Annotated in this window: 26 protein-coding genes; 8 read left to right on the top strand and 18 right to left on the bottom strand. The window is 59.9% G+C overall.

Annotation, left to right across the window (positions count from 1 at the left end; genetic code table 11):
• Window positions 1–2: 2 nt before the first annotated feature.
• From Q0T48_RS09400 to lysS, 8 genes are read left to right on the top strand one after another with little or no spacing between them, the layout of a single operon-like run.
• Window positions 3–671: a class I SAM-dependent methyltransferase gene (locus tag Q0T48_RS09400; protein ID WP_295955494.1), complete on the top strand. Its 669-nt coding sequence runs from the start codon at window positions 3–5 to the stop codon at window positions 669–671.
• A gap of 4 nt (window positions 672–675) precedes the next feature.
• The gene (locus Q0T48_RS09395) at window positions 676–1506 is read left to right on the top strand and encodes a glycosyltransferase family 2 protein (protein ID WP_295955492.1); all 831 of its coding nucleotides are present in this window, start codon (window positions 676–678) and stop codon (window positions 1504–1506) included.
• On the top strand, window positions 1503–2327 hold the full coding sequence (locus Q0T48_RS09390; RefSeq protein WP_295955489.1) for a glycosyltransferase family 2 protein: 825 nt from the start codon (window positions 1503–1505) through the stop codon (window positions 2325–2327). Before Q0T48_RS09395 ends, Q0T48_RS09390 begins: the two co-directional genes overlap by 4 nt.
• Before the next feature lie 21 nt (window positions 2328–2348).
• The gene (locus Q0T48_RS09385) at window positions 2349–2558 is read left to right on the top strand and encodes a hypothetical protein (protein WP_295955487.1); all 210 of its coding nucleotides are present in this window, start codon (window positions 2349–2351) and stop codon (window positions 2556–2558) included.
• A 17-nt stretch (window positions 2559–2575) separates the two neighbouring features.
• Complete coding sequence (locus Q0T48_RS09380; RefSeq protein WP_295955485.1) at window positions 2576–3352, top strand: glycosyltransferase; 777 nt, start codon at window positions 2576–2578, stop codon at window positions 3350–3352.
• Window positions 3349–4293: an SDR family oxidoreductase gene (locus Q0T48_RS09375; protein ID WP_295955483.1), complete on the top strand. Its 945-nt coding sequence runs from the start codon at window positions 3349–3351 to the stop codon at window positions 4291–4293. Before Q0T48_RS09380 ends, Q0T48_RS09375 begins: the two co-directional genes overlap by 4 nt.
• Window positions 4290–4850 (top strand): sugar transferase, encoded by a 561-nt coding sequence (locus tag Q0T48_RS09370; RefSeq protein ID WP_295955481.1) that lies wholly within the window; start codon window positions 4290–4292, stop codon window positions 4848–4850. The genes Q0T48_RS09375 and Q0T48_RS09370 overlap by 4 nt, the downstream gene beginning before the upstream one ends.
• Window positions 4851–4909: 59 nt before the next feature.
• A complete protein-coding gene (lysS, locus tag Q0T48_RS09365; protein ID WP_295955479.1) occupies window positions 4910–6454 on the top strand; it encodes a lysine--tRNA ligase in 1545 nt (514 codons plus the stop codon).
• 69 nt (window positions 6455–6523) lie between these two features.
• Here lysS and nagZ read toward each other — a convergent pair whose 3' ends face one another.
• The 18 genes from nagZ to fabD form a co-directional block, all read right to left on the bottom strand.
• Complete coding sequence (gene nagZ, locus Q0T48_RS09360; RefSeq protein ID WP_295955477.1) at window positions 6524–7582, bottom strand: beta-N-acetylhexosaminidase; 1059 nt, start codon at window positions 7580–7582, stop codon at window positions 6524–6526.
• 89 nt (window positions 7583–7671) lie between these two features.
• Window positions 7672–8070: a holo-ACP synthase gene (gene acpS / locus Q0T48_RS09355; RefSeq protein WP_295955475.1), complete on the bottom strand. Its 399-nt coding sequence runs from the start codon at window positions 8068–8070 to the stop codon at window positions 7672–7674.
• A 1-nt stretch (window position 8071) separates the two neighbouring features.
• Complete coding sequence (locus tag Q0T48_RS09350; RefSeq protein WP_295955473.1) at window positions 8072–8839, bottom strand: pyridoxine 5'-phosphate synthase; 768 nt, start codon at window positions 8837–8839, stop codon at window positions 8072–8074.
• Window positions 8836–9585: a DNA repair protein RecO gene (gene recO / locus Q0T48_RS09345; RefSeq protein ID WP_295955471.1), complete on the bottom strand. Its 750-nt coding sequence runs from the start codon at window positions 9583–9585 to the stop codon at window positions 8836–8838. Before recO ends, Q0T48_RS09350 begins: the two co-directional genes overlap by 4 nt.
• Before the next feature lie 51 nt (window positions 9586–9636).
• Complete coding sequence (era, locus tag Q0T48_RS09340) at window positions 9637–10584, bottom strand: GTPase Era (protein WP_295955573.1); 948 nt, start codon at window positions 10582–10584, stop codon at window positions 9637–9639.
• Window positions 10585–10664: 80 nt separating this feature from the next.
• Window positions 10665–11366 (bottom strand): ribonuclease III, encoded by a 702-nt coding sequence (rnc, locus tag Q0T48_RS09335; RefSeq protein WP_295955469.1) that lies wholly within the window; start codon window positions 11364–11366, stop codon window positions 10665–10667.
• A gap of 1 nt (window position 11367) precedes the next feature.
• Window positions 11368–11721 (bottom strand): DUF4845 domain-containing protein, encoded by a 354-nt coding sequence (locus Q0T48_RS09330; protein ID WP_295955467.1) that lies wholly within the window; start codon window positions 11719–11721, stop codon window positions 11368–11370.
• Between the two features lie 17 nt (window positions 11722–11738).
• Complete coding sequence (lepB, locus tag Q0T48_RS09325; RefSeq protein WP_295955465.1) at window positions 11739–12704, bottom strand: signal peptidase I; 966 nt, start codon at window positions 12702–12704, stop codon at window positions 11739–11741.
• A complete protein-coding gene (gene lepA / locus Q0T48_RS09320) occupies window positions 12704–14512 on the bottom strand; it encodes a translation elongation factor 4 (RefSeq protein ID WP_295955463.1) in 1809 nt (602 codons plus the stop codon). Before lepA ends, lepB begins: the two co-directional genes overlap by 1 nt.
• A 549-nt stretch (window positions 14513–15061) precedes the next feature.
• A complete protein-coding gene (locus tag Q0T48_RS09315; RefSeq protein ID WP_295955461.1) occupies window positions 15062–16531 on the bottom strand; it encodes a DegQ family serine endoprotease in 1470 nt (489 codons plus the stop codon).
• 33 nt (window positions 16532–16564) lie between these two features.
• Window positions 16565–17578: a MucB/RseB C-terminal domain-containing protein gene (locus tag Q0T48_RS09310; protein WP_295955459.1), complete on the bottom strand. Its 1014-nt coding sequence runs from the start codon at window positions 17576–17578 to the stop codon at window positions 16565–16567.
• Between the two features lie 26 nt (window positions 17579–17604).
• Entirely contained in the window at window positions 17605–18264 is a 660-nt protein-coding gene (locus tag Q0T48_RS09305) for a sigma-E factor negative regulatory protein (RefSeq protein WP_295955457.1), read from the bottom strand.
• Between the two features lie 28 nt (window positions 18265–18292).
• Entirely contained in the window at window positions 18293–18877 is a 585-nt protein-coding gene (gene rpoE, locus Q0T48_RS09300) for an RNA polymerase sigma factor RpoE (RefSeq protein WP_295955570.1), read from the bottom strand.
• A gap of 56 nt (window positions 18878–18933) precedes the next feature.
• A complete protein-coding gene (locus Q0T48_RS09295; protein WP_295955455.1) occupies window positions 18934–19392 on the bottom strand; it encodes a hypothetical protein in 459 nt (152 codons plus the stop codon).
• Between the two features lie 24 nt (window positions 19393–19416).
• A complete protein-coding gene (gene fabF / locus Q0T48_RS09290) occupies window positions 19417–20661 on the bottom strand; it encodes a beta-ketoacyl-ACP synthase II (protein WP_295955454.1) in 1245 nt (414 codons plus the stop codon).
• Between the two features lie 115 nt (window positions 20662–20776).
• Complete coding sequence (gene acpP, locus Q0T48_RS09285) at window positions 20777–21016, bottom strand: acyl carrier protein (RefSeq protein ID WP_295955453.1); 240 nt, start codon at window positions 21014–21016, stop codon at window positions 20777–20779.
• A 132-nt stretch (window positions 21017–21148) separates the two neighbouring features.
• Entirely contained in the window at window positions 21149–21895 is a 747-nt protein-coding gene (gene fabG / locus Q0T48_RS09280) for a 3-oxoacyl-ACP reductase FabG (protein WP_295955452.1), read from the bottom strand.
• Window positions 21892–22866 carry an ACP S-malonyltransferase gene (fabD, locus tag Q0T48_RS09275; protein ID WP_295955451.1) on the bottom strand — a complete coding sequence of 325 codons (975 nt, stop codon included), beginning with the start codon at window positions 22864–22866 and terminating at the stop codon, window positions 21892–21894. Before fabD ends, fabG begins: the two co-directional genes overlap by 4 nt.
• Between the last annotated feature and the right edge of the window lie 22 nt (window positions 22867–22888).

Genomic DNA, 22888 nt, shown 5'->3' with positions numbered 1-22888 from the left:
CCATGCAGACCTACACCGACAAATCTCCACCCTACTTCGGCCACGTACGGCATGAAATCGCTCCAGCATTGCCTGAGCGCTGTGGTAGCGTTCTAGAAGTTGGCTGCGGTGCAGGCGTGACCCTAGAGTGGCTACGCAAGCGTCCTGGCACCACCCACACCACGGGCATCGAAATTTTCGAAGATGCCGCCACACTGGCCCGCAGTAAAGCGGATGAAATTTACTGCCTCGACATCGAGCATGCAGTGCTGCCGGATGGTATTTCCATGTTTAACACAATCCTGTGCCTGGATGTTCTAGAACACATGGTCAACCCTTGGAGAACCTTACATCGGCTGGTGACACTGCACCTCAAACCGGGCGGAACCATCGTTGTAACGCTACCCAACATCAGGCATCACACCGTCGTTCTACCATTGTTGCTGAAAGGCCGATGGCAATATGAGGAGGACGGCATCATGGACCGAACACATCTCCGATTCTTCTCCAAGCACTCTGCTATAGCTCTACTGAACCATGCAGACTTGGAGTCTGCGCAATGCACAGCGCTCAGCTTTGCAGAAAACCGCTTGAAACATGCAGTAAACCAAGCCACCCTCAGAATTTTTGAGGGTCTCATCACACCCCAGTACCTACTGAGCGCGAAGAAAAAATTAACCACATTGGACTAAATTGGTGGCTCCTAAAGTTACGGTTATTGTCCTCAATTGGAACGGTTGGGCTGACACCTTGAAATGCTTGGCATCGCTGCACAAGCTTGTGGCCCCAGCGCCCGCAATCTTGTTGATCGACAACCACTCCACCGACGATTCGGTCGAACGAATAACGCAGGCCTATCCCGCACTGGAGGTGTTGATCACCAACGAAAACCGTGGCTTTGGTGGCGGTTGCAATGTAGGGATGCGCGAGGCTTTGGCACGATCGTCCGACTACATTTGGCTCATCAACAGTGACGCCACTGTTGAACCGCAGACTTTGTCTGCGATGGTGCGCATGGCGGAATCCACCCCCCGGCTAGGGGCCGTTGGCTCTGTGATCTATGAACTGGGGTCCACGGACCTTATCCAGCTTTGGGGCGGTGGCCGAGTCAACCCATGGCTGGGCCGATCGCAACCATTGCGCGCGCCAGGCGAACTGGCGTTTGTTTCCGGTGCATCAATGCTCCTGCGCAGCAGCGCCTTGCATGAAATAGGCCTTTTCGACGAAGAGACATTTTTCATGTACTGGGAAGATACAGACTTGGGTTTTCGGCTGCGTCGCCACGGTTGGCAGATTGGAACGGCCGACGACTCGCACGTTTGGCACCGAGGCTCAGGCAGCTTGGGCCGAGGCAGTCCCAAGATCGACGAGTACTTTGTTTGCTCTGCGGTACGTTTTTTCCGTCGACACACATCACTGCCCATACTGCCAACGGTCAGTTTGCTGACCTCAATGCTGGTGAAGCGCCTTTTTCTAGGCCACTGGCACCATGTGCGAGCAGTGTTACGAGGGCTTCAATCGGTATGAGCTCCCACCTGCCTGTTTCGATTGTCGTCCCCTGCTTTCGTTGTGCCAAAACCATCAAACGTGCGGTCGCGTCGATTGCAGGGCAGTCCATGCGGCCGCAAGAAGTTATTTTGGTAGACGACGGAAACGACGACGATACTCCCTTGGTACTTCAACGACTGCTCGCCGCGTACCCTGCCGGTTGGATTTCGGTGGTCACAATTGCGGTCAATCACGGTGCCGCCACGGCGCGCAACGCAGGCTGGGCGGCGGCGAAAGGCCGCTATGTCGCTTTTTTGGATGCCGACGATACCTGGCATCCTGAGAAGCTTGCCCTGCAATACAACTACATGCGCGCGCGCCCCGCATTGATGTTGACGGGCCATGGGTTCATTAGAGCCGATGGCGACCGTGTGCCGTGGCTTCCATTTACAACCGAAGGCGTTCAAGGTCGGACAGTAAAACCATGGAAAGTGCTACTAAAGAACCCATTCATTACGCCATCCATCATGGTTAGAGCGGATGCTCCGCTACGCTTTCCCACCGGGCAGCGCCACATGGAAGATCACTTTTTTTTGATGCAACTGGCTTTGCGCGGGGTTTCAATGTCGGGAATTGATCGGCCTTTGGCGGCTATCCACAAGCACCAATACGGGCAAGCAGGCCTAAGTTCGAACATGAACGCCATGCACCGAGCAGAACTTGAAAATTTGCGCAAGCTTCAACAAGCTGGCGATATCTCCCAGTGGACCCGCTACGCGCTGGGTTTTTACGTCAAGCTGAAGTTCATTCGCCGCAAGTTTCTAGTGGTATTGCGCAAGCACACCAAAACTTGCCGTTGATACAGCAATTTCGGCGACCGAATGATGACTAGCGACTACATGTTCAGAAATTCAATCTTGCTCAGTGCCAGGCCCTACACGCCCTGGCGCTGGAAACTCCACTTTTTAGCCCGGCTGGTACAGTTTGCAGGCTACTTCCTGCCATTCACGCCCCAACGTTTCCTGCGCCTGCGCATGATGGTGCGCGGCGTGGTCGACGGGCTGAGAGGCCGCACGGGGCCCTACCAGTGAAAGCCCCCACTTCGCCAATGGCCCGCGACACTCGGCCCAACCTCTCCATCTCCATCGTCAGCCACGGACAAATGGCACTGGTGCTGCCGTTGCTGCGTGACCTGGACCGCCTGCACCTGCAAACGCCGCTGGAAGTGATTCTGACGCTGAATATTCCCGAAGACATGCCATGTACAGCCGATGATTTTGGGTTCTCCTTGCGCGTCGTGCGCAACCTCCTGCCTATGGGCTTTGGTGCCAACCACAACCAAGCTTTGGCCCAGGCCCGATGCGCCACGGTGTGCATTCTGAATCCGGACATTCGGCTAACGCAAAACCCGTTTCCAGGCTTGCTCGCGGTGCTTGAAGATCCCTTGGTAGGTCTGGTGGCACCAGCTATTTACAGCCCCGCGGGGCAACTGGAAGACAGCGCGCGCCGTTTTCCAACCCCTTGGGGCATCACAGCCAAAGCCATCCTGCGAAAACGTCAACTAAGCCGTGCCTCCACCCACCCAGAAACGGTGTTCTACCCCGATTGGGTAGGTGGCATGTTCATGGTGTTGTCCACCGCGCTGTACCGCAGCATGGGCGGTTTTGATGAGAAGTTTTTTCTGTACTACGAAGATGTGGACCTGTGTGCACGGATCCGCTTGCAGAGCCTACAAATTGCACTGCTGCCGCACCACGGTGTGACCCACGATGCCCAGCGCAGCAGCCACACCCAGCGCAAATATCTGCGGTGGCACCTCTCCAGCATGCTGCGATTTTTTTGTTCGCGGGTGTTTATCCGCGCACTATGGCTGCATCGGCCATGACGGTCCTGGTCACCGGTGCCAATGGCTTTGTCGGGTCGGCACTGTGCGCCGCCCTGGCGCGCGTGCACGTGCGCGTGCGGGTTGCCGTGCGGCATCCGGTGGCGGCCTTACCCGGCGTGGAAGTGGCGGCTATCGACTCCATCGGGCCGCAGACCCTGTGGGCCGATGCGCTGCAAGGTTGCGATACCGTCGTCCACCTCGCCGCCCGCGCCCACGTGATGCGCGAAGATGCTATTGATCCCTTGGCAGCCTACCGCAGCGTTAACACCGATGGCACCCTGCATTTAGCACGGCAGGCAGCCTCAGAGGGCGTACGGCGCTTCATTTTTTTAAGCTCGATCAAAGTCAACGGCGAAGCGACAACACTGGGCCGGGCATTCCGGGCCAGCGACACCCCCCATCCCCTAGACCCCTACGGCACCAGCAAATGGGAGGCAGAACTTGGCTTGCAGCGCATTGCACAAGACACCGGCATGGAGGTGGTCACCATCCGTCCACCCTTGGTCTATGGTCCGGGGGTCAAGGCCAACTTTGCCGCACTGCTGCGGGCTGTCTCCAACAAGCTGCCACTGCCGCTGGGGGCCATCCACAACCTGCGCAGCCTGGTGGGTCTGGACAATCTGGTGGATTTGATCCTGACCTGCACCACCCATCCCGCCGCGGCCCAGCAGACCTTCTTGGTCAGCGATGGCGAAGACCTGTCCACCACCGAACTGGTGCGCTGCATGGCCCGCGCCATGGACCAGCCGAGCCGCTTGCTGCCCGTGCCCGCGTGGCTGCTGCAAGCCGGGGCCAGCTTGGTCGGGCAAGGGGCGGCAGCGCAGCGCCTGTGTGGCCACCTGCAAGTGGATATCCAGCACACGCGCGATGTTTTGGGCTGGACACCGCCCGTCACCCTCAACGAAGGACTGCGCCGTACGGTGGCAGCCATACAGCCATGAAACGATTTTGCGATTTGGTTTTAGGCTTGGCCGCGCTGTGCGTCCTGGCACTCCCCATGCTGCTGGTTGCTTTGGCGGTACGGTTGACTTCGCCAGGCCCGGTGCTGTACTGGTCGGACCGTGTTGGCAAAAATAATAGCATTTTCTCTATGCCAAAGTTCCGCTCCATGCAGATAGGTACTCCGGCAGTAGCTACACATTTACTAGCAGATCCTGCAAATTACCTGACCCCCATCGGCAACTTTCTGCGCAAGAGCAGCTTGGACGAGTTACCCCAGTTGTGGAGTATTTTGAAAGGCGACATGGGCTTTGTCGGGCCGCGCCCTGCGCTGTTCAACCAGCACGACCTGGTGGCCCTGCGCACCTCCCAGGGCGTGCACACCCTGGTGCCGGGCCTGACGGGCTGGGCACAGATCCACGGGCGCGACGAATTGCCGATTCCGGCCAAAGTGGCACTCGATGCCTACTACCTGCACCACCGCTCTTTCGGGCTGGATGTGCGGATTCTGGTGCTGACCTTCTTCAAGGTATTGCGCCGCGACGGAATCACCCACTGACGGCGTTTTAGAATGGCAGGTTCGGCGCAACCCGCCCTTTCTCCATCCAAAACGCCTCCATGTCTGAAAACACCCTCCCCCCCGCACCCGTCCAAGACGAAAACCAGCTGATTCTGGAGCGCCGCGAAAAGCTCAAAGCCATCCGCCAGCAGCAAGCCGAGGGCAAGGGTGTCGCGTTTCCCAACGATTTCAAACCCACAGACCACGCCGCCAGCCTGTTTGAACGCTTCAACGGCCAGTCCACCGAAGAGCTCACTGCCCTGGGCGCGACGGCCAAGGTCGCAGGCCGCATGATGCTCAAGCGCGTGATGGGCAAGGCCAGCTTTTGTACGCTGCAAGACGCGTCATTTGGCGACACTGGCGGCCGCATCCAGATCTACATCAAGGGCGAAGACGTGGGCGCGGAGCTGTACACCAGCTTCAAGCACTGGGACCTGGGCGACATCGTGGCCGCCGAGGGCACCGTGTTCAAAACCCGCACCGGCGAGCTCTCGCTGCACGCCACCAGCGTGCGCCTGCTCACCAAGAGCCTGCGCCCCATGCCCGACAAGTTTCACGGCATGGCCGACCAGGAAACCAAGTACCGCCAGCGCTATGTCGATCTGATGACCGACGTGGAGGCCCGCAAACGCTTCCTGGCCCGCAGCAAGGCCGTCAGCGCCCTGCGCGAATTCATGGTGGGCCACGACTTCCTGGAAGTCGAAACGCCCATGCTGCACCCCATCCCCGGCGGTGCCAACGCCAAGCCGTTCAAGACGCACCACAACGCGCTGGACCAAGAGATGTTTTTGCGCATCGCGCCCGAGCTGTACCTGAAGCGCCTGATCGTCGGCGGCTTCGAGCGCGTGTTCGAAATCAATCGCAGCTACCGCAACGAAGGCATCTCGGTGCGCCATAACCCCGAGTTCACCATGATGGAGTTCTACGCGGCCTACTGGAACTACCAGGACCTGATGGACTACACCGAAAAGCTGATCCGCGATGCCGCCCAGCGCGCCACCGGCTCGCTGCAGCTGACCTACGCGGGCAAGCCGGTCGATCTGAGCCAACCCTTCGAGCGCCTGACGATTGTGGAAGCCATCCAGAAGTACACCGAAGCCGGTGACAACGTGTTCGACCCCGTATGGCTGACCAATGCAGTGAAAAAGCTCGGCCTGACCGAGGCCAAGAACAAGCTCGCCGGCCGCAGCCTGGCCAGCCTGCAGGTGCTGTACTTTGAGGAAACCGTGGAAGACAAGCTCTGGCAGCCCACCTTCATCATGGAGCACCCCACCGAAATATCGCCCCTGGCCCGCGCCAACGACGACCGCCCCGAGGTGACCGAGCGCTTCGAGCTCTACATCACCGGCCGCGAGTTCGGCAACGGCTTTAGCGAGTTGAACGATGCCGAAGACCAGGCCGCCCGCTTCCAGGCCCAGGTGAACGCCAAGGACAGCGGCGACGACGAAGCCATGCACTTCGACCACGACTTCGTGCGCGCCCTGGAGTACGGCATGCCCCCCACCGGCGGCTGCGGCATCGGCATCGACCGCCTGATGATGCTGCTGACCGACAGCGCCAGCATCCGGGATGTGATCCTGTTCCCGGCACTCCGAAAAGAGTAATTTACATGCCTTTTAGACTGCTAGCGCTTATTCATTAAGCGTTAGCAGCTACAAAAATCGCAGCGCCTGCTAAGGCACCAGCCACAGCGCTTGCATGTAGGCGGGCTGGGTCATCAAAGCGTCCCACTCGGGTGCCGGGCCTACGGGCAGCAGGGCCTGTCGGCGGGCTTCGCTGGCTTCATCGGGGTGCCATTGGCCCTTGAGCTGGGCCTCGGCCAGGCCGTTGAGCAAGGCATCGACCTCCTGGCCATCGCCCAGGCTTTGGTTGCACAGCAGCACCAGGTCGCAACCGGCTTGCAGCGCGACGATGGCGGCTTCGGTGTAGCCCACGTCCTGGTCATCAATCTTGCGGGCCCCGGCCATGCTCAGGTCGTCGCTGAAAATCGCGCCCTGGAAGTCCAGCTTGCCGCGCAAAATCTCTTGCAGCCACTTGGCGGAAAAGCCTGCAGGGCGTTTGTCCACCTTGGGGTAGATTACGTGCGCGGGCATCACGCTGCTCAGGCTGGTATTGAGCCAGCCATAGGGCGCGGCATCGTCGGTCAGGATGGCTTTCAGGCCGCGCTTGTCCACCGGTATGGCGGTGTGCGAATCGGCGGTGACGAAGCCGTGGCCGGGAAAATGCTTGCCGCAATTGCCCATGCCCGCCCGCAGCAGGCCGTGCATGAGGCTCTTGGCCAGCATGCTGACCACACGCGGGTCGCGGTGGAAGGCGCGGTTGCCGATCACGCTGCTTTCACCAAAATCCAGGTCCAGCACCGGGGTGAAGCTGAAATCGACCCCACAGGCGCGCAGCTCGGAGGCCAGCACGTAGCCGCAGGCGGTGGCGATGTTGGTGGCCTGCAAGGCATCGCGCATCCACAGCTCGCCCAGCACATGCATGGGCGGCAGGTGGGTGAAGCCGTCGGTCTTGAAGCGCTGCACCCTGCCGCCCTCGTGGTCCACGCAGACCAGCACGTCGGGGCGGGCCTTTTTGATGACGCGGCACAGGGCGGTGAGTTGCGCCCGGTCTTGCCAGTTGCGGGCAAACAGAATCAGGCCGCCGACCAGCGGGTGCTTAAGGCGCTGGCGGTCGGCCTTGGTCAGGCTGGTGCCGGCAATATCAATAATGAGGGGTGCGTGTTGGGACATGGCAATAATTTATAAAAAAAGGGCTCTAGTGCAGGTAGAGCTTACGCTAGTAGCTATCAACACTATAGCAAATCGATAACCAATTACTCTCAGGCGGAAGCCTGTTCCACCACCACAAAACTCGCAGCGTAGTCCGTCTCGTCGGTCACGGTCACATGCGCGCTCAGCTGGCGCTCCTCGAACCAGGTTTTCAGCACGCCGTGCAGCACGATCACCGGCTGGCCGCTGGGCAGGTTGCCGATCTCGCACAGCCGCCAGGTCATGGGCATGCGCATGCCCATGCCGATGGCTTTGCTGAAGGATTCCTTGGCGCTGAAACGGGTGGCCAGATAGCGCACACCGCGCTCGACATTGCGTTCACTGCGGCGGCGCCAGACCGCCAGCTCGGCATCGCTGAGCACCTTTTCGGCAAACCGGTCGCCGTGCCGCCCCAGGCTGGCCCGGATGCGGCGCACGTCGCAGATGTCGGTGCCGATGCCGTAGATCACCTCAAACCTCGGGGTTGAAGGCTGCGGCTATGCAGCGCAGGTAGTCTTGCACCGTGGCGGCGTAGCCCAGCTCCAGCGCGTCGGCCACCAGGGCGTGGCCGATGGACACTTCTTGCACCATGGGGCAGCCGCGCAGAAAGGTGGTGAGGTTGTCGCGGTTCAGGTCGTGGCCGGCGTTAACTCCTAGATTGATAGCTGCTGCCGCACTTCCTGTCTGCACAAACTGCCTAAAAACCTCTTGAAAATTGGGTTGGCCAAAGGCGCTGGCAAAGGTCTCGGTGTAGAGCTCGACGCGGTCCGCCCCCACGGCTTTGGCCTGCGCCATGGCGGCGGGCACGGGGTCCATGAACAGGCTAACGCGCACACCCAGGCTTTGGGCCTCGGCAATCAGGGGGCGCAGGCGCTCGCCGTCTTGCACCAGGTTCCAGCCGTGGTCGCTGGTGAACTGGTCTTCGCCGTCGGGCACAAAGGTGCACTGCTGGGGGCGGCACTGGCGCACGAAGTCCATCAGGTTCTGGAACGGGTTGCCTTCGATGTTGAATTCGCGACCGGGCCAGGCCTTGAGCAGGGCCGACAGCTCGGTCACGTCTTCCGGGCGGATGTGCCGCGCGTCAGGCCGCGGGTGCACGGTGATGCCCTGGGCTCCCGCCTGCAGGCACAGCGTGGCCGCGCGGGCGACGCTGGGGATGCCCAGGTGCCGGGTGTTGCGTACCAGGGCGACCTTGTTGACGTTGACGGAAAGCGCAGTGCGTGCGGGGGAATGTGTCATAGGGCTTGGAGGTCCATCATCAGTTGCCGCGTATGCAGCGTTGCCATGCCGCAATGGTAGTGCAGCACCGCCCGCAATTGGGGCTTCAGGCCATTCAACACCTCAGCGCAGGCGCGCAAAGTGGCGGTGAACGGTGCGCCAGGCTGCAGCGACTGCTGCAGCGCCAGCCACTGCGCGCCGCTGAGGCTGGCGCGGTGGTCGGTCTGGCTTTGGCGCAGGCCGCCTTCGGCCACCAGGCTGTAGCGGCCTGCGGGGTCCAGCGGCTCCAGCGTCATGGTTTGCACGTCCAGCGAGGGCAGCAGGCCGATTTCGCGCAGCAGCAGCAGCTCGAAAGCCCGTAGCGCGGGTTGCAGCGCTTCGCCGTGTTCAGAAGCCAGTACCTGCACCGCAATGGCATAGGCATCGAACAGCACAGCGTGCGGGTCGTCGCGGGCCAGCAGGCGCATCAGCAATTCGTTGAGGTAGTAGCCTGAGAGCAGCGCGTCGCCGGTCGGCATCACATGCCCGCCCACCCACTCCGCGGCCTTGAGGGTGCGGATCTCGGCATCGCCACCAAACGACAGCCGCAGGGGCTGCAAGGGCAGCAGGATGGGGCGGAAGTTGGAGGTGGGCTTCTTCACCCCCTTGGCCACGATGGCCATGCGGCCCTGGTGGCGGGTGAACACCTCCAGGATCAGGCTGGACTCGCTCCAGTCGTAGCGGTGCAGCACATAAGCCGGTTCATCAAGCGTGCGTTTGGTGGCCATGGTCAGACAAAATGCACGCGTAGGCCGATCGCCAGCCTGGGGTGTGGTGGGTCAGTCTCCGTAGCCGAAAGAGCGCACGCGGGCTTCGTCGTCGGCCCAGCCGGAGCGGACCTTGACCCAGACCTCGATGAACACCTTGGCATCCATGAGCTTTTCCAGCTCGACACGGGTTTCCATGCCGATGCGCTTGATGCGTTCGCCCTTGTCGCCGATCACCATGGCTTTGTGGCCATCGCGCTCGACCACGATGGTGGCGGCGATTTTCAGCAGGCGCTTCTGGCCTTTGCGGGCGGGCGGCTCTTCTTCGAACTTGTCGATGATGACGGTAGAGGTGTAGGGCAGCTCGTCACCGGTCAGGCGAAACAGCTTTTCGCGCACGGTCTCGGCGGCCTGGAACTTCTCGCTGCGATCGGTAAGCTCGTCTTCGCCGTACCACCAGCCCTGCTCGGGCAGGTACTTGGCGCAGATAGCGAACAGGCGCTCGATGTCCTTGGCGTTCTTGGCCGACATGGGCACAAATTCGGCAAAGGCGTGGCGCTCTTGCATGGTTTGCAGCCAGGGGGCGATTTCAGCCCGGCGGTGCACGTTGTCCAGCTTGTTGGCGATCAGTAGCACGGGGATGTCTTGCTTGAGCAGCGACAGCACCTTGGCATCGGCCAGGGTGAAGCTACCAGCTTCCACCACAAACAGAATCAGGTCCACATCGCCCACCGCGCCCAGCACGGTTTTGTTCAGCGAGCGGTTCAGCGCGTTGTTGTGGTGGGTCTGGAAACCGGGAGTGTCGACAAACACAAACTGGGTGTTTTCGCGGGTGCGGATGCCGGTGATGCGGTGGCGCGTAGTTTGCGCCTTGCGCGAGGTGATGCTGATCTTCTGGCCGACCACGGCGTTAAGCAGGGTGGACTTGCCCACGTTGGGCTTGCCAACGATGGCCACCAAGCCACAGCGCTGGCCCGTGGTGTCGCCACCAGGAGCTATTCTTTTTAGCCCGGCCAGCATGCCTTCCAGCGAGGACAGGGCATCTTCCGGGGTGTCGACGGATTCGGGAACGGGAGCAGATTCGGGATTTTGGGTTGCGGTCATTTGGAGACTTTCACGGCGACGGCTTTAGTTTGAAGTTTGACCAGCATGGCAGCCGCCGCAGCCTGTTCACCAGCGCGGCGCGAACCGCCAATGCCGCGCTCGGTTTGGCCGAGCTCAACAATTTCACATTCCACATCGAAGGTTTGCCGATGGGCAGCCCCCAAGGTGCTGACCACGCGGTAGGCGGGTACTTTCATTTTGCGGCCCTGCAGCCACTCCTGCAACTCGGTCTTCGGGTCTTTGCCGATGGCTTGCATCTGGGGGTTGATTTCAACCTCTTTGAACAATCGGTGGACCAGGGCTTCGGCAGACACGTAGCCTGCATCCAGGTACACCGCACCAATCACGGCTTCCAGGGCATCGGCCAGAATGGACGGGCGTTTTTGCCCACCCGAGCGGGCTTCGCCCTCACCCAAGCGCAGCACGCTGGGCAAATCTAGCACCACAGCCAGTTGGTGCAAGGTGTCCTGCTTGACCATATTGGCCCGCACCCGGGACAGATCGCCCTCGGGCAAGTCTTTGAGGCGGGTGTAGAGCAGGCCCGCCACCGACAGGTTCAGGACCGAGTCGCCCAGAAACTCGAGCCGCTCGTTGTGGTCGGCCGAAAAGCTACGGTGGGTAGTGGCACGCACCAGCAATTTGCTATCGGAAAAAACATGCTGCAGCCGTTGCTGCAGCGCTAGAAGGCCATCGTTCACGCTATTTGCTGGTTCCGGTGTACTTGATGAGCAAATACGCAGGACCTACCAGCTCAATTTCTTTGTTGTAAGCAATGGACACCACTACCTTGTCGCCGTTCTTGGTCACTTCCAAATCCTTGCCGGACACGGACGAGATGTCATCGATGGTGGCAGCTTTGTCAAAAATAGTGCGCACTTCGGGCACGGTGTTACCGGCCTTGGATTTTTCAAGCGCTTTCAGAATCGCCTGGTGCTCGATCACGGTCGGCACCACCTTGGCACCCACCACAAATACCGAGAAGATCAGCACGCCCAAAAAGACGACGCCGAAAAAAGACAGGCCGCGCTGCTTGGATTTCGATGCATGTTTCATAGCTTGCCTTTTTAAACCTAGTGGAACGCACCGATGCGCTTGATGTTGCCAAAATTCATCCACACAAAGAAGGCCTTGCCGACGATGTTTTTGTCGGGCACAAAGCCCCAGTAGCGCGAATCCAGCGAGTTGTCGCGGTTGTCGCCCATCATGAAGTACTGGCCTTCGGGAACTTTGCAGACCACGCCTTCGACGCTGTACTGGCAGTTTTGCCGAAACGCGAAGTCATCGGCACCCTGCACAAAGGCAGGGCGGCTCTCGTCGTTGAGCAAGCGGTGCGGCTTATCGCCCAGGGTTTCTTCAAACTGCTTGAAGTAACGCATCTGGTCTTCGTCAAAGAAGTCTGGAATCTCCTTGGTGTCCAACGCTTTGCCGTTGATGGTCAGGCGCTTGTTGATGTAAGCCACTTCGTCACCTGGCACGCCCACCACCCGCTTGATGTAGTCTAGGCTGGGTTTTGGCGGATAGCGAAACACCATCACGTCGCCACGCTGGGGCGGTGTGCCGTCGGTTAGCTTGGTGTTGAGCACCGGCAAACGCACGCCGTAGTGGAATTTATTCACCAAAATCAGGTCGCCCACCAACAGTGTGGGGATCATCGAGCCCGAGGGGATTTTGAACGGTTCAAACAAAAATGAGCGCAGCAAAAACACCGCCAAAATCACTGGGAACAAACCGGCGGTCCAATCCAACCACCAGGGCTGCATCAGCAAACGGGCGTTGGCATCGGGCACCACCTGATCTACCTGGGTGATACCCATTTTTTGCAGTTCGGCCAGGCGTTGGGCAGAAGCGGCCTCCAGCCGCAGCACAGCCTGCTGGCGGCGAGGGAAGAAGTAGAACTTCTCCGCCAGCCAATACAAACCTGTCACCAAAGTCGCCAGAAACAGCAGCAAGGCAAAGTTGCCCTCCAGCATGCCCATGTACCAGGCTCCACCGTAGGCGACAAAAGCCGCCAGAATCATCGCCGTCAGAACTTGCATCAATCTTCCACCTGCAGAATTGCCAGAAAAGCCTCTTGCGGCACTTCTACCGAGCCGATTTGCTTCATGCGTTTTTTACCTTGTTTTTGCTTGTCAAGCAGCTTGCGCTTACGGGAAATATCGCCGCCATAGCACTTGGCAATGACGTTCTTCCGCAGCGCTTTGATTGTCTCACGGGCAATAATGCCCGAGCCGATGGCCGCCTGAATGGCCACGTCGAACTGCTGGCGCGAAATGATCTCGCGCATCTTGGCCACCACGGCCCTGCCGCGGTATTGCGACTGGCTGCGGTGCACGATGATCGATAAGGCATCGACCTTTTCGCTGTTGAGCAAAATGTCCACTTTCACCACATCGGCCGCGCGGTACTCCTTGAACTCGTAATCCATTGAGGCATAGCCCCGGCTCACCGATTTGAGCTTGTCAAAGAAGTCCAGCACGATCTCGGCCAGCGGCATCTCGTAGGTCAGCACAACCTGGCGGCCCTTGTAGGCCATGTTCATCTGCACGCCGCGCTTCTGGTTGGCCAGCGTCATCACCACGCCCACGTACTCTTGCGGCATGTACAGGTGCACGGTGACGATGGGTTCGCGGATTTCCTCCATGCGGCTGGAATCCGGCAACTTGGAAGGGTTTTCGACCATGGTGATGGTGCCGTCCGAGCGCGCCACCTGGTAGACCACGCTGGGCGCCGTAGTAATCAGATCCTGGTCAAATTCGCGCTCCAGGCGCTCTTGCACAATTTCCATGTGCAGCAGGCCTAAAAAGCCGCAGCGGAAGCCAAAGCCCAACGCCTGCGATACCTCGGGCTCGTAGTGCAGCGAGGCATCGTTGAGCTTGAGCTTTTCGAGCGCATCGCGCAGCGACTCGTATTCGCTGGCTTCGGTGGGGTACAGCCCGGCAAACACCTGGGGCTGGATTTCCTTGAAACCGGGCAAGGCCTCCTCGGCCGGGCCTGCGTTGTTGGGCAGCTTTTTGTCCAGCGTGACGGTATCGCCCACCTTGGCGGCCTGCAGCTCTTTGATGCCGGCGATGATGAAACCCACCTCGCCCGCCTCCAGCGACTGGCGCACCTCGGTACCGGGCGTGAATACCCCCAGGTTGTCGGCGTTGTAGCAAGCGGCTGAGGCCATCATGCGGATGCGCTCGCCCTTGGCCAAACGGCCATCGACCACCCGCACCAGCATCACCACGCCCACATAGGCATCGAACCAGCTGTCGATGATCATGGCGCGCAAAGGAGCCTTCGGGTTGCCCTTGGGCGACGGCACCTTGGCCACGATGGCTTCCAAAATTTCGTCAATGCCCACGCCGGTTTTGGCCGAGCACGGAATCGCATCCGTGGCATCGATGCCAATCACGTCTTCGATCTCCAGCTTGGCGTTGTCCAGGTCGGCGTTGGGCAGATCGATCTTGTTCAACACCGGCACCACTTCCACACCCAGCTCCAGCGCGGTGTAGCAATTGGCCACGGTTTGGGCTTCCACGCCCTGGCTGGCATCCACCACCAGCAACGCACCTTCGCAGGCCGACAGCGAGCGGCTCACTTCGTAGGAAAAGTCCACGTGGCCGGGGGTGTCGATCAGATTCAGGTTGTAAATCTGCCCATCCTTGGCCTTGTAATGCAGCGCCGCGGTTTGTGCCTTGATCGTGATGCCGCGCTCTTTTTCGATGTCCATCGAATCCAGCACCTGGGCTTCCATTTCGCGTTCGGCCAGACCGCCACAGCGTTGGATCAAGCGGTCTGCCAGCGTTGATTTGCCGTGATCAATGTGCGCGATGATGGAGAAATTTCTGATGTTTTTCATCAACGAAAAGCTTTATTTAAAGTGAAATCACTTGCATGGCCCTGGCTGCACTGCAGCCCAGGTCCATGCAAATCATGGGTAATAAACGAAAAAAGGGCGCGTCGAAAACGAACGCGCCCTGAACCAACAATCTTTGGCAACTGCGATAGCTGGAGCTTCATTGTAGGCAAAAAGCCTGGCTTGCAAAGTCCGGACAACCGGGCAGGTCATGCGTTGCAGGGCCACAACAGGGGTCTTATGCACAATGTATTCACAGGGCGGTGGATAGGTTTCTGGACAACTTGTGGGTGGTTTGTGGACCACCTGTGCACCATGGGGAGACTTCCCGCATCGTGGTTTCCAGCATTTTTGATATGTCCAAAACCTACCAAGCAGACCCCTGATTCTATCCAAAATTGTTGCTAGACCTTTTTTAAGTTAGTGGCTGCAAACTTTGAACCCATTTCTGAGGGGCAGAAGAAAGTTGGATGACAGCGTATTTTCCTTAGGACATGGCCTCCAAAAACCCCACCAGCCTGTATGGATTGGGGATTTTGGGGTCTACCGTATTTACTTCACAGGCCGAATCAACGCGTATTGGGCCCACTCGCCCCGGCGCAGCAGCAGGTTGATAGGCTTGTTTTTGTCCATCTTGGCGACGGCCGCCTCGAACTCCTTGACGCTGTTGACCTCGGCGTTGGCAATCGCCACGATCACGTCGCCCTCTTTGACACCGGCTCGGGCCGCTCCTTCGGTGGCGCTATCGACCTTGACACCGCCTTTGAGCTTGAGTTCCTTCTTCTGCGCATCGGTCAACTCGCTCACCACCAGGCCCAGTTGCTGGCCAGCAGACGATGCCTTGGGCTTGTCTTCTTTACCCGAGGCTTTTTTGACGGGTTTATCGTCTTCGATCTCGACGATGGACACCGTCAGTTCCTTAGTGGCCCCGCGGCGGAACACGGTCAGGCTGCTCTTGGAGCCGGGCTTGGTATTGCCCACCAGGCGCGGCAGGTCGGAAGATTTTTCGATCGTCTTGCCGTCGAATTTGGTGATGATGTCACCGGCCTCCACACCGGCTTTTTCGGCGGGCGAACCGGTTTCCACGCCGCGCACAAACGCACCTTGCGCCTTGCCCAGGCCCACCGATTCCGCCACTTCCTTGGACACGGTTTCGATCTGCACGCCGATACGACCACGCGAAACACGGCCCGAGGCGCGCAACTGGTCGCTCACACGGGAAGCTTCGTCGATGGGAATGGCAAACGAAATGCCCATGAAGCCACCCGAGCGCGAGTAGATCTGGCTGTTGATGCCCACCACCTCACCGCGCATATTGATCAGCGGGCCGCCGGAGTTGCCGGGGTTGATGGCCACATCGGTCTGGATAAAGGACAAATAGTCACCCGTATCGCGCTGTTTGGCGCTGACGATGCCGGCCGTGACGGTGTTTTCCAGGCCAAAGGGCGAACCAATCGCCATCACCCACTCGCCCACCTTGAGGCGGCCCACATCCCCCAGCTTGACTGCGGGCAAACCGGTCGCATCGATCTTGACCAGGGCTACGTCGCTACGCTTGTCGTAGCCGATGATTTTGGCTTTGAACTCACGTTTATCGGTCAGAGTGACCACAACCTCGTCCGCACCTTCGACCACGTGGGCGTTGGTCATGATGTAGCCGTCGGTGCTCAGGATGAAGCCCGAACCCACGCCGCGCGGTACCTCTTCTTCAGGCTGTTGCTGGGGTTTTTGCGGGCGCGGCGTTTGGCGAGGCATATTCGGGATGGGCACACCGAAACGCTTGAAAAACTCCTGCATGTCTTCGTCCATGCCATTGCCTTGTGCCGCGTGGGCCGAGGCTTTTTCCAGTGTGCGGATGTTGACCACCGACGGCCCCACCTGCTCCACCAGATCGGTGAAGTCCGGCAGCGTGCGGGTTTGGGCCCACACCGGCGCGCTCGGCAGCAGGGTCGCCACCGACACCAAAGCCATGCTGCACACCACAGCAGCGGAACGGATATTTTTCAAACTGACTTGGAACATCGTCCATCCCTTCACAAAAATACAAGAAAAGCCCTATTTCGCCCGCGTGAGTCCTTGGACAAACGCCTTTAGGGTGGTTTGTGGGGCCTCGCCCACCGCCGTTAACCACCATGCACCCATGCGGCGGGTGAGTGACTGGGTCGCGCCCACTGCCATCGCACCCTCTTGAACATGGCGCTGGGGCTCATAGGCCTCGGCAAACAACGACACCGAAGCCAGGCCATCCGAGAAAACCCACTGCACCGTGCTGTCGGCAGACCCACCCACCGAACGGCGGAAGCAGCTCATGGGTTTGAAGCCGGGTACGCCATTTTTCAAGACCCAGCCCTCTGACAAGGCCGTGGTTTTGACCATCGCCGCCGTCTCCACCTTGTAGCCCGCCGTGTTGGCCATCATTTGGCCCAGTTTGTCCATCTTCACGGGCGCGTCGAGTTGCAGCTCAGAGAAGGCCGCCTGCTCCAGCACTTGGCCGTCGACATCCAGGGTCTGCAGTTTGACCACCAGGCCGCTCTTCTTTTCGCTCCAGATGCGGTAGCCGTAGCGCAGGCTGTCTTTGGGCTTGAGAACCACCACGTCGGCATCGAAACCGGCAACCCGGTCGCTACCGACTACTTTGGCCGCATAAAACGCGGGAATGGAGAAGTCCCCCGCCTCTAGCAAATTAGGGAACAGGCCCAGGGATTCGCGCTTTTCGGCCACCGCTACCTTGGTTTCGGGCAAAAAGGTGATGACCTGGTCGTTGTGGCGGAAGGTGGAGCGTGGCGCACCGGTCAATGATTCGACCCGCTCCATCTGCTGCGCGCCATCGCAAACATGCCAAATCCGCGCGCTGGACATGCTGCCCGGACCATAGGACACCACAAAGGTGCCGATATAGGCGCGCTTGCCTGAAGCCTCGTGCATGCGCATTAACCATTCGCTGACCGTGCGCTCGGGGGAGGCAACGGCAGAGGCCGACTCTGCGGGCAATGGCGGTGCGGCGGCATGGGCCAAAGGCAATAGAGCCGCCCACAGCGCAGCCAGCAGCAATCCTTGGCGGGTTTTCATGAACATATTGCGGATGTACTGCCCCTTTAGCGGGCGGGAATCTCGTACGTGGCATTGCTGATAAAGCCCGCAGGCATCTGCAAGGCCGAAGTGCCACCAAACTGTTTATGCGCCGCCATCAGCGCGTCCAGGCGCGCGTCACGCAGCATGATCTGGGGGGCTGCGCTCACGGTATTGGCCTGCGCCACAGTTTGCAGCACAGGCGCGGCGGGTGTCACTTGCGCCAGCTGCTGGCCCGTCGGGACGGCTCCTAAACCACCGGCAACATTCCAGCCCACGGCTACAACTGCCAGCAAAGAGGCGACACCTGCCACCATCTTCCAACGAAAGCTGGGTGCATTGGCCGCAACATCGTCCGATTTATCTTGGGCATCAAACAAGGCCTTAGCGCTTGATTCATATGCGGCTATAGCTATCAAATTAGTAGTATTAACGGTGGAAGCCAAAACCGGCTCCAAAGCCAGTCGATTCTGGAAGCGGGCCAGAAAGCCCTGGTCATCGGCGCAAAAAGCCAGATCGTTGGACCGCAACACATCGCCCACTACGTGGTAAGCATGCCAGGTGGCCTGGGCTTCGGGCTGCTGCGCCACGCGCTCGACTGCCAGCGCAAACGCCTCGCCGCGCAATTGCCCATCGGCCAATGCCGACAGGGCATCCTGCGGGGTGTCAATGTGTTCTTTGGCCATGTTCTTCACCTTGCTTACTAATTTATGCTCACCAACGCTTGCCAGACTGGTTTTCCAGCAAAGGTTTCACCCGCGCTGAAATTGCCTCCCGGGCCCGGAAAATGCGCGACCGCACCGTGCCAATCGGGCACTGCATCATTTCTGCAATGTCCTCGTAGCTCATGCCTTCGATCTCACGCAAAGTCACGGCTTGGCGCAAATCCTCGGGCAGCGCCTCCAGAGCGACGTTGACTGCGTTCGAGATTTGCTTGGCTGCCAGCACCGTATCCGGGGTGTCGGGACTGGTTGGTTCATTCTTTCGGTAGTAAGTTTCATCCTCGTCATCAGAAGGTCGCATCGCGGCCTCGGACACGGTGGGATCGCGCTTGAAATCCATCAAAGTCTTCTTAGCGGTATTGATAGCGATGCGGTACAGCCAGGTGTAGAACTGCGCATCGCCCCGGAATTTGGGCAGAGCACGGTAGGCGCGGATGAAGGTTTCCTGGGCAATGTCTTCCACCAAGTCCACATCGCGCACCATGCGGCCAATCAGGCGCTGGATACGGCGCTGGTACTTGACCACCAGCAGGCCGTAGGCCCGTTGGTCGCCCGCCACAGTGCGCTCGACCAGCATCAGGTCGCTATCGGTGGCCGTAGCCGGGGTGGTCAAAAGAGGGGGAGGTAGTGCAGTCATGGTTCAGATCCGAGCGCACTATTGGTTTCATTTTGCGGTCTGGCGGGCGAATATACCGCACGGCGCAGACTGCGCCAGTGCACGGGCTGGCTTGCCCTTTCAGCCCAGCACCACAGCGGCCGTCCTGCATCCGTGCGCAGACGCAGCAGCAGATGGTGTTGCAAATCAAGATGGGCACTGACATGCACCGTGCAAGCTACGTCGTTAGCGGTCCAGAACCATTGCTGGCCGTCCCAGCGCAGAGCCGCTGCAGGTGTTTTCCACCATCCGAACACGGCCAGCAGGCCAGCACCCACCACGGCCAGAACTGCGACACCCTGCCGCCAGCCCAACATGTCTACCTGCCAGCACCAGCCCGCTACGCTGGCCGCGCCCAGCAACCACAGCACACCCTGCGCCCCAGCCTGAAAACGCGAACGCCCCACCGGATAACTTACCGGTGGGGCGTTGTGCATCGGGATTGTGCGTTCAGGATCGGCTTAAACGCGCTTGAACACCAGCGTACCGTTGGTGCCGCCGAAGCCAAAATTATTCTTCACCGCCACGTCAATCTGCATGTCCCGGGCTGTGTTTGCGCAAAAGTCCAAGTCACATTCCGGGTCCTGGTTGAAGATATTGATGGTGGGCGGGCTCTTTTGGTGGTGCAGCGCCAGTACGGTGAAGACGCTTTCAATGCCGCCCGCGCCTCCCAGCAGGTGGCCGGTCATGGACTTGGTGGAGTTGACCACCAGCTTCTTGGCATGGTCGCCAAACGCCAGTTTGATGGCATTGGTTTCGTTGGCATCACCCAGGGGCGTGGAGGTACCGTGGGCGTTCAGGTAGTCCACCTGGTCGGGGTTGATGCCGGCGTTCTTCAAGGCCATCTGCATGGAGCGGCGGGGGCCGTCCACGTTGGGAGCCGTCATGTGGAAGCCGTCGCCGCTCAAGCCAAAGCCGACGATTTCGGCATAGATCTTGGCACCACGTGCCTTGGCGTGTTCGTATTCTTCGATGACCAGCACGCCTGCGCCCTCGCCCAGCACAAAGCCGTCGCGGTCTTTGTCCCAGGGGCGGGAGGCGGTGGCGGGGTCGTCGTTGCGAGTGCTCAGGGCACGGGCTGCGGCAAAGCCACCCAGGCCCAGCGGCGACATGGTGGATTCGGCACCGCCGGCAATCATCACGTCGCAGTCACCGTACTCGATCATGCGGGCCGACTGGCCAATAGCATGCAAGCCGGTGGTGCAGGCGGTAGCAATGGCGATGTTCGGGCCTTTGAAGCCAAATTTGATCGACACGTGGCCCGAGATCATGTTGATGATCGAGGCCGGCACAAAAAATGGGGAGATGCGCCGCGCGCCCCGGCTGGTGAATTCGGCATGTGTCTGCTCGATCATCGGCAGGCCGCCAATGCCGGAGCCGATATTGCAGCCGATGCGCGTGGCTTCTTCGGGGTCCAGTGCGTCGCCAGTGGCCAGACCGGAGTCGGCCACCGCCTCGATCGCCGCCGCCAGCCCGAGGTGGATGAAGCGGTCCATGTGGCGCGCTTCTTTCTCAGGGATCAGGGCATTGATGTCAAAGCCTTTGACTTCGCCGCCAAATTTGCATGAGAAGGGACTGGCATCAAACGACTTGATCAAGTCAATACCCGATTGGCCGGCCAACAAGGCCGACCAGGCATCGCCCACAGTGTTACCAACGGGGCTGACGCAACCTAAACCTGTGACGACGACACGACGACGGGACATAAATGTATGGGGTGTGGTGGGCAGCTAAATGCTGCAAAAAACGGCACCGGGTGCCGCTTGATTCCACTGGCTGTATCCACGCAGGTGGCGCACAGCCAGTAGGCTCAGAGGCAGATTAGCCCTTGGGGTGGCTGGTCGCGTAGTCGATCGCGTTTTGCACGGTGGTGATCTTCTCGGCATCTTCGTCCGGGATTTCGATGCCAAACTCATCTTCCAGTGCCATCACCAGTTCGACAGTGTCCAGCGAGTCAGCGCCCAGATCGGCCACAAAAGACTTTTCGCTGGTGACTTGGGCTTCTTCCACACCCAGTTGTTCGGCAATGATTTTTTTAACGCGTGCTTCGATATCGCTCATAGTTCCCTCTGAGGGTTGTAAAAGAATCCGTGATTTTAGCCGGGCTGCAGAAGATCCCCTGCCCAGACTGCCGTACGGATAGAACGGCTGGATTTTGTGTGACTTAGTCCCTTGACCGCAACTACATAGTAATTACATGTACATGCCGCCGTTGACGTGCAGCTCCTGGCCCGTCACGTAGCCCGCCTGGGGCGAGGCCAGATAGGCCACCGCATGGGCTACATCGGCGGGCGAGCCCAGTTGGCCCAACGGAATCTGCGCCAGGAGGGCTTTGTGTTGTTCTTCGGGCAGGCTAGCGGTCATGTCGGTGTTGATAAAGCCAGGGGCCACGCAGTTGACCGTGATGTTGCGTGAACCAAGTTCACGCGCCAAGGCCCGCGTCATGCCCGCCACACCGGCTTTGGCGGCGGCGTAATTGGCCTGGCCCGGGTTGCCCGAGGCCCCCACCACGGAGGTGATGCTGATGATGCGGCCGTAGCGCTGCTTCATCATGGTGCGCATTACCGCGCGGCTCATGCGGAACACGGCTTTCAAATTGGTGTCCAGCACGTCGTCCCAGTCGCTGTCTTTCATGCGCATGGCCAGCGTGTCGCGGGTGATGCCCGCGTTATTGACCAGCACCTGCAGGCCGCCAAACTCTTTGGCGATGCTATCGATGACGGCCTCGGCCTCGGCCAGGTCGTTGACGTTGAGCTTCTTGCCGCTGCAACCGGGAAAGGCGGCCAGCGCTTGGCTGATCGCTGCGGCACCCGCATCGCTGGTGGCAGTGCCAACGACCTTCAGGCCGCGCTGCGCCAGTTCCAGCGCTATGGCCGCACCGATGCCGCGCGAAGCGCCTGTGACCAAGGCCACCTGGCCTGAAAATTCAACGGTACTCATTCGGCGGCTCCTAATAGTTGGGACTGGACCTCGGCCATGCTGGCGGGGTCGAACAAAGGCAGACCAACCAAACCCGCATCGATGCGCTTGACCATACCGGCCAGCACCTTGCCGGGGCCGCACTCGACCAGAGTGGTCACGCCGCGGGCCTTGATGGCCGCTACGCACTCGACCCAGCGCACCGGACCAAAAGCCTGGCGCACCAAGGCATCGCGGATACGGTCGGCATCCGACTCCACCGCCACATCAATATTATTGACCACCGGGATCTGCGGCACGGCAAACGCGGTCTGCGCCAATTTCTCGCGCAGCTTCATGGCCGCGGGCTGCATCAGGCTGGAATGGAACGGGGCCGACACCGGCAAAGGCAGGGCCCGCTTGGCACCGCTGGCCTTGAGGACTTCGCAGGCTTTCTCCACCGCGGCCTTGCTGCCCGCGATCACGGTCTGGCCAGGATCGTTGAAATTCACCGCTTCCACAACCTCGCCTGCAAATTCAGTGCCTAAAGCACGCATAGCGCTGGTCACATCTACACAACCAGCTATTACTTTAGTAGCATCGAGCCCCAAGATTGCGGCCATGGCACCGATGCCCACTGGCACCGCATCTTGCATTGCCTGCGCCCGAAAGCGCACCAAAGGGGCCGCCTGCGCCAAGGTCAAAACACCAGAAGCCACCAGCGCAGAATATTCGCCCAGCGAATGGCCGGCCACCACGGTAGGCGCTGCGCCAGTCTCGGCCATCCAGGCCCGGTACGCGGCGACTGCGGCCACCAGCATCACCGGCTGGGTGTTGGTGGTCAGGGCCAGGGCTTCCTTGGGGCCGTCTTTGATCAGCAAGGCCACGTCTTCGCCCAGGGCATCAGAGGCTTCTTGCAAGGTCTGGCGCACCACGGGGTGATCACCCCAGGAATCGATCATGCCGACGGACTGGGAACCCTGGCCAGGAAAGATAAAAGCGAAATGGTTCATGGATTTTATGAGTCAAAAATGC

This window comes from Rhodoferax sp. (assembly GCF_025354435.1).
In the GTDB taxonomy this organism is placed as follows: Bacteria; Pseudomonadota; Gammaproteobacteria; order Burkholderiales; family Burkholderiaceae_C; genus Rhodoferax_B.
This window is presented reverse-complemented; position numbering and strand designations above follow the sequence as displayed.